Origin of the sequence: Mycobacterium sp. TY815 (assembly GCF_030755135.1) — a bacterium.
In the GTDB taxonomy this organism is placed as follows: domain Bacteria; phylum Actinomycetota; class Actinomycetes; order Mycobacteriales; family Mycobacteriaceae; genus Mycobacterium.
The window spans coordinates 211,126-224,722 of record NZ_JAUFRX010000001.1 but is presented as its reverse complement, the minus strand read 5'-3'; the positions used below and the strand labels follow the sequence as shown (position 1 = coordinate 224,722).

Below are 13,597 nucleotides of genomic sequence, written 5' to 3'. Positions count from 1 at the left end.
GCTGCTGCAGCGGCGATCAGGACTGACGGGTGACAGCCAGCACCGATTCGGCGAGTTCGGGTCGGCACACCACGAGATCGGGCAGTTTGGGATCGGGCTGGTTGTACCGCAGCGGAGATCCGTCGATGCGCGAGGTGTGGAGTCCGGCGGCCCGGGCGACCGCCACCGGTGCGGCGGAGTCCCACTCGTACTGACCGCCGGCGTGCACGTAGACATCCGACAGGCCCTGCACGATCGACGCGACTTTGGCTCCGGCTGAACCCATTTCGACCAGCTCCCCGTCCAGCGCATCGCGCACGGACAGCGCGATCGCCGGCGGGCGGGTGCGTGAGACCACGATGCGTGGTCTGCCCGAAGACTCCGGCGGCGGCAGCACCTCGGGCGTCGCCAGGGTGATCCCCTGTGCCGCCAGTGCGACCGCGCCGGCGACGAGCTCGCCGGACTCCCAGAGCGCGACGTGCACCGCCCAATCCTCACGGTCCAGTTCGGAGAATTCCCGGGTGCCGTCCAGCGGGTCGACGATCCACACCCGCTCACTGCGCAGCCGCACCGGGTCGTCGGCACCCTCCTCGGACAGCACCGCGTCGCCCGGCCGTTGCCGGCCCAGCGCCTCCATCAGAAAGTCGTGAGACCGCTTGTCCCCCGCGGCCTTCCGTTCGCTGGCGTCAGCTTCGGCGAACTCCGCGCGAACCCCCAGCAGTAACCGGCCGGCCTCGGAGGCCAACTGAGCGGCCAGTGCGTGGTCATTCATGGCAAGCGGCTTCCTCACCTGTCCGGGAAAATGTTGGCTATGTTAACCGACTTTACCCGGCTACGCATGGTGCGATATCACCGGTGGTGCACAGTCGCGGTCAACGCAAAAGGAGTAACCCCATGGACGTCCTGCGAACCCCGGATTCCCGCTTCGAGAATCTGGCGGGCTACCCGTTCGCGCCGCACTACGTCGACGTGGCAGCAAGCGACACCCCTTCGCTGCGCATGCACTACGTCGACGAGGGGCCGGCCGCCGGCTCACCCATCGTCCTGCTGCACGGCGAACCCACCTGGAGCTACCTGTACCGCACCATGATCCCCCCGTTGTCCGCTGCCGGTCACCGCGTGCTGGCACCCGATCTGATCGGCTTCGGCAAGTCCGACAAGCCCACGCGCAGAACGGATTACACCTATCTACGGCATGTCGAATGGGTGACGTCGTGGTTTGCGGAACTCGATCTGCGCGACGTGACGCTGTTCGTCCAGGACTGGGGGTCGCTGATCGGGCTGCGGATCGCCGCCGAGCAGAGCGACCGTATCGCGCGAATCGTGGTGGCCAACGGGTTTCTGCCCACCGCGACGCGGCGAACTCCACCTGCGTTCTATGTCTGGCGCGCCTTCGCGCGGTTCACCCCGATGCTGTCAGCCGGCCGCCTGGTCGCGGTCGGCACCGTCCGAAAGGTTCCGGCGGCGGTACGCGCCGGCTACGACGCACCCTTCCCCGGCAAGAAGTACCAGGCCGGGGCGCGCGCCTTCCCACAGCTGGTGCCGACCTCGGCCGACGATCCGGCGATACCGGCCAACCGCGCCGCATGGGAGGCGCTGGGGCGATGGCAGAAGCCGTGCCTGGCCATCTTCGGTGACCGCGACCCGATCCTCGGACGGGCCGACCGCCCCTTGATCGCGCACATCCCCGGCGCCAAAGGACAACCGCACGCCCGGATCAACGCCAGCCACTTCATTCAGGAGGACAGCGGACCGGAACTCGCCGAGAGAATCCTCGCCTGGCTGTGAGGGACCCTGCGCGCCGAACGTGAAGCCACGGCGAAAATCGGCGCATTTTTTCGCCCTGGCTTCACGTTCGGCGCAAGGCAGCTACATCTAGAGCCCGAATTGGTCCTCGATGAGGCCGAGCCAAATCTGCGCCGAGTCCATCGCGACCTTCTCGCTGATGAAGGCGTGCTGGGTGCCGGTGTAGATGTCGCGGAAGGCCCGTTCCAGGCGGCTGCCTTCGCGGATCGAACTGGTTCCCGCCACCAGATGCGCCCATTCCGCGCACTCGCGCGACACGTCGGTGGCGAAGACGGCGGCAGCGCGCATGTCCGCCCGCAGCATCGGGCTCAGGTCGTCCCCGGAGGCGACGGCGGCTTCGGCGGCGCCGAACGCGTCCAGCACCAGCAGCCGGGCCGCACGCCAGGCGGACACATGGTGCGCCAGACCTTTCTGGAAGGTCGGGCGAGTCGCCAGCGACGCCATGTCGCTCATCCGGTACTTCGTCGCGGCCAACTCCGCCACGTCGTCGAGCATGCTCTTGGCCACGCCGAGTGCCCACGAGGCGTGGCCGGCGGCCGTCACCGGCATCAATCCCATGTGCGCGGCCGGCGACGACCCGCGGCGCGGCCGGCGGTCGAAAAGCCCGAAGGTCCTGCTGCTGGGCACGAACACGTCCTGCACGCTGTAGTCATAGGAACCGGTGCCTTTGAGGCCTTGCACGTGCCAGCCGTCGTTGAACTGGATCTCCTCGCGCGGCACCAGAGCCACCTGCATGTCCGGGATGCCCTCGCTGATCCAGCGCATCTCGCCGTTGTCCATCGGGAAGAACCCGGCGGCCACGTACTGCGAGTGGCCGGTGCCCGAGCCGAAGCTCCACGAACCGCTGAGCCGGTATCCGCCGTCGACGACGACACCTTGCCCGTTGGGAAAGAACTGTCCGCCCATCGTGACGTGGTTGTCGTGCGCGGTGAACACTTCCGCGAAACCCTGGTCGTCGAGATAGGTGGCCGCGGCGAATCTGGACGGCAGGTTGGCGATCCCGATCCATCCGAAAGAGCCGTCCTGCCAAGCCATTTCGATCCAGGTGTCGATTAACTCGGCGAGCGGGGGCTCATTGCCGCCGGCCTCGGCGGGGCTCAGGGCGGTCATCAGCCCGCTGTCCCACATCTCGTCGACCACGGCGTCCGTCAGCGTCCGCAGCTGCTCGCACGCACCCGCCTCGGCCCGGACCAGATCCCGCATTCCCCGGGCCAGTGCAACGACCTGGCCACTCACCTCGGTTGTCGACGTCATCGGCGCTTCCAATCGTGATTGCTGACCCTGGCCGGGCCACGAAAAACGACACGTCGACCGTACGCCACAAGTTTCAGCTCGAACATGTGTGGTTATTTCACAGGGGAAATGACCATGGAGTATCGCGAAACGCTGACGCAGCCGCTCGGCGTGCTTGGTGGCCGCTACGAACTGGGCAAGGTCCTGGGGCGGGGTGGCATGTCCGAAGTCCGCGAAGGATGGGACCTCAAGCTGGGCCGCCCGGTGGCAATCAAGCTGCTGCAGTCAGGTCCAGGCAACGAGGACGGGCCTGAAACGCGGCTGCGCTTCGAGACCGAGGCGCGGGCCACCGCCGCGCTGAGCAGTTCGAACATCGTGATCGTCCACGATGTCGGCGAACACCAGGGACTGCCGTTCATCGTGATGGAGCGCCTGCCCGGGGTGTCGCTGGCCGACCACATTGCGCGCGGCCCGCTCCCGCAGCCCTTCGTCAAGACGGTTCTCGATCCGGTACTTGCCGCGCTGTCCGCGGCCCATGGCGCCGGGATCCTGCACCGCGACGTCAAGCCCGGCAACATCCTGTTCACCGCGTCCGGCGAAGCCAAGCTCGCGGATTTCGGCATCGCCAAGACTGCGGGCGGAGCGAAAACGATGACCGGGCAGGTCGTCGGCACGATGGCGTACCTGAGCCCGGAGCGGCTGGCGGGGAAGCCGGCGACGACGGCCGACGACCTGTATGCCGTCGGCGTGGTCGGTTACGAGGCGTTGACCGGACGGCGGCCGTTCCCGCAGCAGCAGTTCGCCGCGCTGGCGAACGCCATCCTGCATGAATCGCCGCCGCCGGTCGCCGCGCTGCGGCCCGACGTGCGACCGGAACTGGCCGCCGTCTGCGAGCGCGCGATGACCCGCAACCCGGCCCAGCGCTTCTACCAGGCCGACGCCATGCGCGAAGCTTTGAATGCCCCCGCTCCCCGTCCGGCTCCGGTTCGCCCGGCCACCCTGGTGATGCCGACGCCTCCGGTCGTGGCCACGTCCGCGTACGTGCCGGCGCAATCCGAGCCGACGCGTGTCAGCCGGAAGTTGTGGGCCGCGGCAATCCTGGCCGTGCTGCTGCTCGCGATCATGCTGATGGCACTGGGCGCGCCCTCCTCGAACCCGCCGCCCTCGTCGCCGGCCGGCACCACAGCACCGCTGCCACCACCGGCGGCCACGACACCGGATACAGCGACCGTCGCCAGCACGCCGGAACCCGCGCCGCCGCCTCCGGGCGGGCCGCCAGGCAGATCCGGCAAGAAACCCAAGGGCGGAAAAGGCGACTGACTCAGTCGGGCAGTCCGAACAGCTTGACCACCTCGTGGTCGCGGCCGGCGAGATAGCCGCCGTCGACCGCGATGGCCTGACCCGACACGAATGAGGCATCGGTGGACAGCAGGAACGCCGCCATGGCCGCCACCTCCTCGGGTCGCCCCAGCCGCTGCAGTGCGTGTTCTCTGGTGATCGCGGCCCGCGGGCCCTCCATCCCTGGTATTCCGAAAACGCTTTCAGCAAGCGGTGTTTCGATGAAACCGGGGCAGATTGCGTTGGCCCGGATCCCACTCGGCCCGTAGTCGAGTGCGATGTTCTTCGTCAGCAGCACGACGCCACCCTTGGCGGCGTTGTAGGAGCTGCCTCCCGCGGTGCCTTCCAGGCCCTCGACGCTGGCCAGCGTCACGATCGAGCCGCGCTCACCGTCCACCCGGGGCTGCTCGATCATTCTGGCCAGTGCCGCCTTGGCCACCAGGAAGGTGGCGGTGAGGTTGATCCGGATGACTCGATCCCACTCGGACTGCGGCAGCAGATGCACCGGACCTCCGCCGGCCACTCCGGCGGAATGCACCACCCCGTCCAGCCGCTCGGGTACCGCGGCGAAGAGCGAAGCCACTGCGGTCTCGTCGCTGACATCGGCGGCCACGAAGTGGAATTGCGGGCCGAGGTCCGGCGGCGGGACGAGGTCGGCGCCGATGACGGTGCCGCCCTCGTCCAACAGTCGCCGGGCTGTCGCCAACCCGATGCCCGATGCGGCGCCCGGTCACCACCAAGGTGCGCCCTTTGGCGCGGTCGGCGCTCATCGGCGCTCCTGCTTTGTGCCGCCACTACGGCTGACCCCTCGGCAACCGTATGTGGCGGGTAGGGGTAGTCCTACACCGCAACGGCACGAGGTTTGGTTTTTTGAGGAGCGAATGGTCAGGTTCACAGCTAACTCACAAGCGCTTTATCGCAAGCTGCCAGGATCGCGAGGAAGTTCACCCGCAACAGCGGCCGGCTGACCAGCTGCATCAGCTTGCCGCCGGCATGAACGGGGTGGGTGTAGTTGGTCAGCCAGTCGACGTGGGTGCCCTCGCCGGATGAGCTGCCTGAGGGGGTGAACGTCAGGGTCCCGCCGTCGTGATCGAAGGCCGGAAACGCGCCCACGATCAGGTAGGAGTAGCTGTGCGGACGGTCGTAGGCCGTGATGTCCTCCCGGAACCACATGCCGGTCCCGAGTACCTCGCGAACGGCGCCGACGCCGGGCCCCTTGGTGTCTTTGCTCCATGCGGACTTCAAGACCAGCGGCGCCGTGGCGAGATTCACCGGATCGGCCAGCCAGTCGAAGACCCGCTCCACGGGTGCGGCGATCGTGCGCTGCACGTGAATCTCGACCATGGAACCTGATGTTAGGCCGAGTAGACATTCGGGGACGGTGACGCGCCCGTGCGGGTGCGACGATCCACGCCGACGGCCGGCACCGCCGACGCAACGGTCGCCGGCCGCGGGCATGATTAGCGCCATGACCACCGAATCGCTCGCCGAACGCGCCCCCGCCCAGACCACGGCCTACCGCCTCGCGGCGATGCTGCTCGGCATAGGCACCCTGCACTTCGTGGCGCCGAAGCCGTTCGACGAGATCATCCCGGCCGAGTTGCCGTTCAGCGCACGTTTTTACACCTACGCGTCGGGGGTGGCCGAGCTGGTCATCGGGGCACTGCTGCTGCCGCGCAACACTCGGCGACCCGCCGCCGCCGCGGCGGTCGCGCTGTTCATCGGGGTCTACCCGGGCAACCTCAACATGGTTCGGCTGTGGTGGGGCAAACCGTGGCCGATGCGTGTCCTCGCGCTGGCCCGCCTGCCGCTGCAGTTTCCGATGATCACGGCGGCGCTCAGGGTCTACCGCAACAGTTAGAGCGGCGACCCGACGCGGTGCAACGTGCCGTCCGGGTCGACGTAAGCGAATTCCCTTAAGCCGTAAGGTGTGTCGTGCGGCGGGTGCAGCCGCCCGCCGAGATCCGCCAACGCCTTCCATTCCGCGTAGAGCGCGTCGGCGTCGCTGACGTAGAAGTACACGCTCGACGACGTGGTCAACGGGTCATGCTCGGCCCATTCGGTGAGATGCATCTGGACCGGGCCACGATCGACGAAGCCGTAGCGTTCCGGACCCGCGTAGCCGCGCGCGTCGAATCCCAGCCGACGGTATCGAACGAGAGCGGCGTCGAGGTCCCGCACCGGCACGATTGCCGCCGACGACGTGAATTCGATGTCAGACATGCCACGAGTCTGTCACCCGCGTCCGCGCACCCCTTTGATAACCACCGCCGATCAAAACATCGAAAACGGGTGTTGGACGGTGCGCTCATCCCGGCCCGATCCTGAAGGCAGGATGATTAAGGAGGATGAAATGCTCACGCAGACAAGCACGCACGTGGCATCACTGGTCAACGGTGAGGTCGTGGAGGAGTCCGACCTCGGTTCCATTCAGCGGCTGACGGCCGACAACTTCCCCATCTTGCAGGGCATGTCGATCAAGCGGCTGCTGATCAACCCCGGCGCGATGCGCACCCCGCACTGGCACGCCAACGCCAACGAACTCACCTACTGCGTGTCGGGCACCGCTCTGGTCTCCGTGCTCGACACCGGCAGCCAATTCAGCTCTTTCGTGGTGCGCGCCGGCGAGATGTTCCACATCGACTCGGGTTCACTGCACCACATCGAGAACATCGGCACCGACGTGTGCGAGTTCATCATCACCTTCCGCAACGAACGTCCCGAAGACTTCGGCCTGGGCGCCGCCTTCGGCGCCATGACCGATGCGGTGCTGGGAAACACCTACGACCTGCCGGCCTCGGACTTCGCCTCGCTGCGCCGCAGCACCACCGACCGCGCGCTGGCGGCGCGTGCCGGAGCACCTGACGTCCCTGCCACGGCATTCTTCAATGACCCCCACAAGTTCGCCGTCGAGGCGATGACTCCCCCGGTCAGCCTGGCGGTCGGCTCGGCCCGGACCGCGCGGCTGCAGTACTGGCCGGCGCTCAAGGACCTGTCGATGTATTCGCTGCGCATCCGTGAGGACGGAATGCGGGAGCCGCACTGGCACCCGATCACCGCGGAGATGGGATACGTCAACCGGGGCGCGGCGCGGATGACCGTCATGGGGCCGGGCGGCGAGTTGGACACCTGGCACCTGCGGCAGGGTGACGTGTACTTCATCCCCCGCGCCTACCCCCACCACATCGAGGTCTTCGACGCCCCCGAGATGCACTTCTGCATCTTCTTCGACCAGCCGACTCCCGGCGACATCGGCTACCGGGCGTCGGTGAGCGCCTACTCTCGCGAAGTACTCGCGGCCACGTTCAACACCCACATCGACGACCTGCCCGATTTCCCGTTCACGAAGGCCGACCCGCTGATCGTCAACCGGCTCAACCCGCTCGACGCCCACGCGGTCGGGGAGTGACGTCGCGCGTTCCAAGAATCCTCCAAGGATCCTCCAAGAGCCTGGCGAGACCGTTTGGTTGCCAAACCGAAACCAATACGGCGGCTCCCCGGCCGGGCTCGTCAAAGGGGGAAGAACATGACCGATACGGCGCACCACCTGCCGGCCACCACGCGCGACCAGCTCGCCGAGCTGGCACCCCTGCTCGACGAACTGGCCGCCGTTGCGGTGCGCGGCGCGGTCCCGGACGCGCAGCTGCTGGCCCGCGCAGCCGCGGCCCGGCCGGCCCTGTCAGCGCTCGCCGGCGACGCCGGGGACGGGGAGCCGTATTCGCGCTCCATCCTGCGGGTCGACGACCAGGTGGAGATCATGCTAGCCCGCTGGCGCCCGGGCCACCGCTGCGCGCCGCATGACCACGGCGGCGCGGGCGGTGTCGTGATCGCGATCGAGGGTTCCTTCAGCGAACGCCGGTTCTGCTGGGCGGGAACGGGGTTGAACGTCTCCGAACAGCTTGCGCGTCACCAGGGTACGGCCATTCAGATTTCGCCGGAGGTCATCCACGACATGGCCGCCCCGTCCGGCGGGCTGTCTCTGCATCTGTACAGTCCACCGCCGGCCGGCATGCGGGTATTCGACGTCGAGCGGGCCGAAATGCTGGAACTCGTCGGCAACTACGGTGCCTGGATCCCCTCGGGTGAGCATCCGCGCATCCCGTTCGCCGCTGCGAAACCCGCAGTCGCCCAACCCAAGCCGGTGATCTGGGTGGCCCACACCACCCACTACCGCGGCGGTTCGGCCGAGTTCGCGGTCGCCGCGGCCACCATGGGCCGTGAACTGGCCGCCGCACACCCCGATGCCGAGGTGGTGGTCTCCGGTCTGCGCCGCAAGGCCGACTTCGCCGCAGAAATTGCCGGGTTCGCGTCGTCGGGCCGGGTGATCGGCCAGCTGCACCTGATCAGCCACTCGGGCATGTACGGCCCGATGTTCGGATCCACGGACTGGCCAGAACAGTTCTCACCGCACGAGTGGCGGGACATGACGATCCCCTTTGCCCCCGGCGGCCAGGCATATTTTCACGCCTGCCGAACGGCGCGCTGGTTCACGCCGTTCTTCGCCGACGTGTTCGGTGTGACCGCGTTCGGCAACCACAACTACACCACCGTGTCCGCCCGCCCGGACCGGTTTGCGTGGGCGGGCCGTCAACCGGCGGCTCGCCCGAGTCTTTACCTGATCGCCGCCCCGGCAAGAAGTCACACGGCTGGGCCGGCAGCGTGCGCAAGTACCTCGGCTGTACCGCCGAACCCATGGTGGAAAGCCGGCCCGCCGCCGCACAACATGAACGCTCCTACGACCGCGTGGCCGAACTCTACGACCGGGCCTACGCCGACATCCGGGTCCGGGAGGCCGAATGGCAGTGGGTGGCCGGCCGGCTGGCGGCCGCCCACGCCGAACTCGGCCGCCGGGTGCGCGTGCTGGAAATCGGTTGCGGCAACGGGGCTTTGCTGCGAGCCCTGGACGACAACGGCGACATTGACTTCGCCGTCGGCGTCGACAGTTCCGAAGGGATGCTGACGCGGGCCCGCGAACGCAGTCGCGACCGGTCCCGGCTGCGATTCGGCAAGGTGAACGGCCCGGACCTCGACGTGCCCGATAACCATGTCGACGTGGTGATCTCGTTCCTGTCGTTCCGCTATCTGGACTGGGACCCGGTGATGGCCGAGATTCGGCGGGTGCTGGCCCCGGGCGGCCGGTTGTGGGTCGTCGACATGGTGGAGCAACCGGTGCGGATCCGCGAGCTGCCGATACTGGCCCGCTCTGCCGTCGCGCACCTGCGCACCCGGCGACAGCGCCCCCAGTTCGCCCATGACCTGGCCACCTTGACCAACCACGAAGAATGGCGGAACATGCTGCAACACAATCCGATCCGCGCGGAGCACGAATACCGCTGGTATTTCGGCAGCCGTTTCCCCGACCGGAGGCTGCAGACCTTGACGACCACCAGGTCGGCCCGAGTGGTGGCGTTCGATTCCGGTCCGCTGGCCAAGGGGCAGACCGCCCCGCTCTCCTACCCGTGACCGCCGTGGACACCGAAGCCTGCCTGGGCATCATCGACTGGGGCATCGGCGGCGTGGGCCTGGTGAACGCCCTGGACCGGCTGGTCCCCGGGCTGCCGGTGGTGTACTGGTCCGACGCCGGGGCCACCCCCTACGGCCGGATGCATGCCGACGAACTGACCGACCGGCTGATGCGGGTGGTCACCGCGCTGGCCGAGCGCGGCGCAACGGAAGTGGTGCTCGCCTGCAACGCGGCCAGCACGGTGGTAGCCGGGCTGACGGCGGCGCCGGTGGTGGTCGAGGGCATCATCACCCACGGTCTGGCCTCGGTTCCCGAAGACCTCACCTCGGTCGGCGTGGTGGGCGGCCAGCGCACCATCGACGCCGGGCACTATCAGCGCGGGCTGGCCCGGCCCGGACGGGTGGTGTGGCCCCGGGTGGCGCAGCCGCTGTCGGCGCACATCGAGGCCGGCCGCACCGGCTCCGCGCAGTTCCAGACCGACCTGGCCGATATCGTCGCCCCGCTGCGACAGGCACAGGCCCTGGTTCTGGCCTGCACGCACTACCCGGCGGCGAGTCGCTGGTTCGCGGCCGCCCTCCCCGACACCCTGCTCATCGATCCGGCCGAACACCTGGCCGCGGCGATCGCCTACCGCTATCCCGAGATGGCGTGGCCGGCACGCCCGGCCCGCAAGGTGTTTCTCACTACCGGTGACCCGGATGCGATGCGCCACAACGCCGCTCGTGCTTGGGGCACCCTGCTGACCACCCGAGCGGTGCGACGGCGGGATCGCAGTGCACTGGCGTCCTAGTCTGCGGTGCGGGCCACGATCGTCGGCGTGTGTACCGAGTGCACCACGGCATTGCTCACCGAACCGAGCAGCATTCTGGCGATGCCGCCGCGACCGCGGCTGCCCAGGACCACCAGCTGCGCGGACTTCGACTGGTTGATCAGCTCGTGGGCCGGCCGGTCACAGACCACAAGGCGCTGCACCGCGACATCGGGATAGCGTTCCTGCCAGCCGGCCAGGCGCTCGGCAAGGACCTGCTCCGACTCCACCTGCAGCGCGGGCCAGTCCAGGCCGCCGAGGTCGAGTATCTCGGCGTCGCTCCACGCGTGCACCGCTCGCAGGTCAACGCCCCGGCGCGATGCCTCGTCGAACGCGATGGCCGTCGCACGCGCAGAAGCCGGGGACCCGTCGATGCCCACCAGCACCGGAGCGTCGTCGCGGACGTCGGTCTGCTCGGCGGGGACGATGACGACCGGGCAGGCGGCGCCGCGCAGCACGGCCGAACTGACCGAACCCAGCAGCACGCGCCCGACCGCACCGCGTCCGTGAGTGCCCACCACGATCATGTCGGCGGCTTCGGACAGTTGCACCAGCGTCGGTATCGGCGGCGACGACTTCAGTTCGCTCGCTATCTCGAGGGCCTGACCGGCCGTCTCGCGGGCCAGCTTGGCCGCTTCCTCGAGCACCTGCCGGCCGTTGTCCTCCTGCCACACCGCGACGCCACCGGGCAGCGGAATCTGGGGAAACGTCGGCACATACGTGCTGAGCATATGGACCAGCGTCAGCGGGACGTTGCGCATGGCCGCATCATGGGCGGCCCATACCACCGCGGCGTTCGACGCCGCGGACCCGTCGACTCCGACGACGAGCCCTATTCCGCCCTGCTCCGATGTCGTCACTTTTCACTCCTCGCATTCGGCACACGAAAACGCTATTGCGCGAACGCCGCTCGGTCGTGGGCCTAAAGTCCTCGACTGCGTGAACATCGCGTCGTGGTTGGGTGAACTACCGGCGCGGCGGCTGGCGGTAGAGAGCAGCACCCGCGACAACGCCGGCGCCGGCGGCGACGAAGAGCACCCGGCCGCCCGCGCGCAGGCCGGCGCTCTGCTGCTCGAGGGCCGCGGCGAGCGCCGCGGTATGCATGCGGTGATCGTCTGCCACGCACACCTTTTCGGCGGGCACGCCGAGCAGCGAGCTCAACGCCTCCCGGTACCGCGGCCGGGCCGGAGCGGCGATGATCAGGTCGACGTCGTCCAGCGACACGTCGTACTGCTCGAGGCAGGCCCGTACCGCGTCGGAAGCCACCGCCGCGAACCTGTCATCCGCGTCGGCCGACTGCCGGAACCGCAGGACATTACGGCCGTCGGCGAATCCCACTGTCGCAGAATAGGTGTCGAGATCGTCGAGGGCGTCGCTCGCGTTCGCCCACGCCACGTCGCTGAGCCCGTAGTCGTCGTCGGTCCAGCCGCACAACAGCGCCGCCCCGGTCGGCGAGAACGGGAAGTGCTCGCTCATACCGTGACCGGGATCGGCGTCGCTGGTCACCACCAGTGCGCGGTGCACGCTGCGGGTCCGCAAGAACCCGTCGACGATCTGCAGTGCGGTCAACACGCCGCAGGCACCGTTGGCAATGTCGAAGGAGAAGGTGCCGTGTGCGCCGGAATGCGGATCCTCCGGGTTGGCCCCGATGTCGTCCTGTATCAGCGCGGCCAGCGCGGGCTCGCCCAGGTTCTTGTCGCGGTAAATCCCGGCGTTGACCACCAGGTCCAGCTCGTGCGGCTCGCATCGGGCCTGTCGCAGACAGTCTTTCGCCGCGGCGACGGCCAGGTGTAACGCGCTGTGCCGGCCACGTAACCGCGGGTGTGCGACGTCGACGCGGTCAATCACTGTGCCCATAACGGCTCACCAAATCCTCGTCCAGGGTCACCAGGACCACACCGATCTCCAGGCCCGATGCCAACGCGAGCAGTGCCACCCGCTCGCCGGCCACGATCCGTCCGGCTTCCAGTTCCTCGACCAGGGCCACCGTGTGCGTCGTCGACGCGGTGTTGCCGTAACGGTCGACCGTGATCACCGCGTCGTGCTGCGGGCTGTCACCGAAGGACTCCTTCATTCGCGTCATGCCTTTGCGGATGGCGCGGGCCGAGGTCTGGTGGGTGATCACATGGTCGATGTCGTGAATCGAAATGCCCACGGTGTCAAGCACTTCGTGCAGCAGCAGCGGCGTGTTGGCGATCGCGGCCTTCTGGATGGCGCGCGAGTTGGTGAACATTCGCGCGCCCGGGTCGTGTCCCTGGGGATAGGCCAGGCAGAGTCTGCTGTAGTCGGCGACCGTGGTGAACCCGGCCAGCTCGATACCCGCCGCGCCGGCCGGGGCCCGTTCCAGCAGCAGCGCCGCACCGGCGTCGCCGAGCGTCAGAGAGGCCAGCTCCTTGCTCATGATGTTGCGGATGTGCTTGGCCGCGTTCTGGCCGAGCTGCGAAATGTACTCGCCGCTGACCACCAGCCCGCGCCGCACGATGCCCTGACGAATCCAGTTGTTCAAGATCGTCACCCCGGTGAGCATCCCGGCGCAGGCGTTGGACACGTCGAAGGTCATCGCCCGGTAGGCCCCGACGTTGCGGGCCACCGCACCGCTCATCGTGGGCTCCAGCCACTGGGTGAGGCCGCCGCGGAATTTGGTGATGCTGCAGCTGATCACCACGTCGATGTCGGCGGGATCCTGCTGCGCCTTGGCCAGGCAGTTCAGCGCCGCCGACGTGGCCAGCGACAGCGAATCCTCCTCCCCCGCAGACACCCGCCGCTCCCGGATCCCGGTCAGCTTCTCCAGATCGATGTGGGTGCGGTGCCGGGTGGTCGCCATCAGGTCGTCTGTGGTCAAACGGGTTTCGGGAAGGTGCCGGCCGGCACCCGCCAACCGGGCGGCAAAGGGCGCCCGCACACCCTGACCGTCGGTTTCCATCACCAGCCAGTGCCGCGTCATGGTGACACCTCTTTCCGTGCCGTCA

Annotated in this window: 13 protein-coding genes and 2 pseudogenes; 7 read left to right on the top strand and 8 right to left on the bottom strand. The window is 68.2% G+C overall.

What is annotated here, in order from left to right:
- Positions 1-16: 16 nt before the first annotated feature.
- On the bottom strand, positions 17-751 hold the full coding sequence (locus QXK92_RS00945; RefSeq protein ID WP_306239805.1) for a 3'(2'),5'-bisphosphate nucleotidase CysQ: 735 nt from the start codon (positions 749-751) through the stop codon (positions 17-19).
- A 122-nt stretch (positions 752-873) separates the two neighbouring features.
- Between QXK92_RS00945 and QXK92_RS00940 the strand changes: the two genes are divergently transcribed.
- The gene (locus QXK92_RS00940; protein ID WP_306239804.1) at positions 874-1,767 is read left to right on the top strand and encodes a haloalkane dehalogenase; all 894 of its coding nucleotides are present in this window, start codon (positions 874-876) and stop codon (positions 1,765-1,767) included.
- Positions 1,768-1,854: 87 nt separating this feature from the next.
- On the opposite strand, the gene QXK92_RS00935 is transcribed toward QXK92_RS00940, so the two are convergent.
- On the bottom strand, positions 1,855-3,039 hold the full coding sequence (locus QXK92_RS00935; protein WP_306239803.1) for an acyl-CoA dehydrogenase family protein: 1,185 nt from the start codon (positions 3,037-3,039) through the stop codon (positions 1,855-1,857).
- Positions 3,040-3,153: 114 nt separating this feature from the next.
- Here QXK92_RS00935 and QXK92_RS00930 point away from each other — a divergent pair, with 114 nt between their 5' ends.
- A complete protein-coding gene (locus QXK92_RS00930; protein ID WP_306239802.1) occupies positions 3,154-4,338 on the top strand; it encodes a serine/threonine-protein kinase in 1,185 nt (394 codons plus the stop codon).
- 1 nt (position 4,339) lies between these two features.
- Here QXK92_RS00930 and QXK92_RS00925 read toward each other — a convergent pair.
- A pseudogene (locus QXK92_RS00925) lies at positions 4,340-5,126 on the bottom strand (SDR family NAD(P)-dependent oxidoreductase).
- Positions 5,127-5,253: 127 nt separating this feature from the next.
- On the bottom strand, positions 5,254-5,700 hold the full coding sequence (locus QXK92_RS00920; RefSeq protein WP_306239801.1) for an SRPBCC family protein: 447 nt from the start codon (positions 5,698-5,700) through the stop codon (positions 5,254-5,256).
- A gap of 124 nt (positions 5,701-5,824) precedes the next feature.
- On the opposite strand from QXK92_RS00920, the gene QXK92_RS00915 reads away from it, so the two are divergent.
- On the top strand, positions 5,825-6,217 hold the full coding sequence (locus QXK92_RS00915; protein WP_306239800.1) for a hypothetical protein: 393 nt from the start codon (positions 5,825-5,827) through the stop codon (positions 6,215-6,217).
- Here the strand turns inward: QXK92_RS00915 and QXK92_RS00910 are convergent.
- Complete coding sequence (locus tag QXK92_RS00910) at positions 6,214-6,570, bottom strand: VOC family protein (RefSeq protein ID WP_306244071.1); 357 nt, start codon at positions 6,568-6,570, stop codon at positions 6,214-6,216. The two genes, QXK92_RS00915 and QXK92_RS00910, sit on opposite strands and share 4 nt — an antisense overlap.
- Positions 6,571-6,709: 139 nt before the next feature.
- Here QXK92_RS00910 and QXK92_RS00905 point away from each other — a divergent pair, with 139 nt between their 5' ends.
- The 4 genes and pseudogenes from QXK92_RS00905 (at position 6,710) to QXK92_RS00890 (ending at position 10,610) form a co-directional block, all read left to right on the top strand.
- On the top strand, positions 6,710-7,765 hold the full coding sequence (locus QXK92_RS00905) for a cupin domain-containing protein (RefSeq protein WP_306239798.1): 1,056 nt from the start codon (positions 6,710-6,712) through the stop codon (positions 7,763-7,765).
- 117 nt (positions 7,766-7,882) lie between these two features.
- A pseudogene (locus tag QXK92_RS00900) lies at positions 7,883-8,368 on the top strand (cysteine dioxygenase family protein); the annotation flags it as partial.
- 680 nt (positions 8,369-9,048) lie between these two features.
- Positions 9,049-9,819, top strand: a complete 771-nt coding sequence (locus QXK92_RS00895; RefSeq protein WP_306239797.1) for a class I SAM-dependent methyltransferase — start codon at positions 9,049-9,051, stop codon at positions 9,817-9,819.
- The gene (locus tag QXK92_RS00890; protein ID WP_306239796.1) at positions 9,816-10,610 is read left to right on the top strand and encodes a glutamate racemase; all 795 of its coding nucleotides are present in this window, start codon (positions 9,816-9,818) and stop codon (positions 10,608-10,610) included. The genes QXK92_RS00895 and QXK92_RS00890 overlap by 4 nt, the downstream gene beginning before the upstream one ends.
- Here QXK92_RS00890 and QXK92_RS00885 read toward each other — a convergent pair.
- The 3 genes from QXK92_RS00885 to QXK92_RS00875 all read right to left on the bottom strand — a co-directional run bounded on the left by QXK92_RS00885 (position 10,607) and on the right by QXK92_RS00875 (position 13,572).
- Positions 10,607-11,488: a universal stress protein gene (locus tag QXK92_RS00885; RefSeq protein ID WP_306239795.1), complete on the bottom strand. Its 882-nt coding sequence runs from the start codon at positions 11,486-11,488 to the stop codon at positions 10,607-10,609. The two genes, QXK92_RS00890 and QXK92_RS00885, sit on opposite strands and share 4 nt — an antisense overlap.
- Positions 11,489-11,594: 106 nt before the next feature.
- The gene (locus QXK92_RS00880) at positions 11,595-12,485 is read right to left on the bottom strand and encodes a 3-oxoacyl-[acyl-carrier-protein] synthase III C-terminal domain-containing protein (RefSeq protein ID WP_306239794.1); all 891 of its coding nucleotides are present in this window, start codon (positions 12,483-12,485) and stop codon (positions 11,595-11,597) included.
- The gene (locus tag QXK92_RS00875; RefSeq protein WP_306239793.1) at positions 12,469-13,572 is read right to left on the bottom strand and encodes a 3-oxoacyl-ACP synthase III family protein; all 1,104 of its coding nucleotides are present in this window, start codon (positions 13,570-13,572) and stop codon (positions 12,469-12,471) included. Before QXK92_RS00875 ends, QXK92_RS00880 begins: the two co-directional genes overlap by 17 nt.
- Positions 13,573-13,597: the final 25 nt, after the last annotated feature.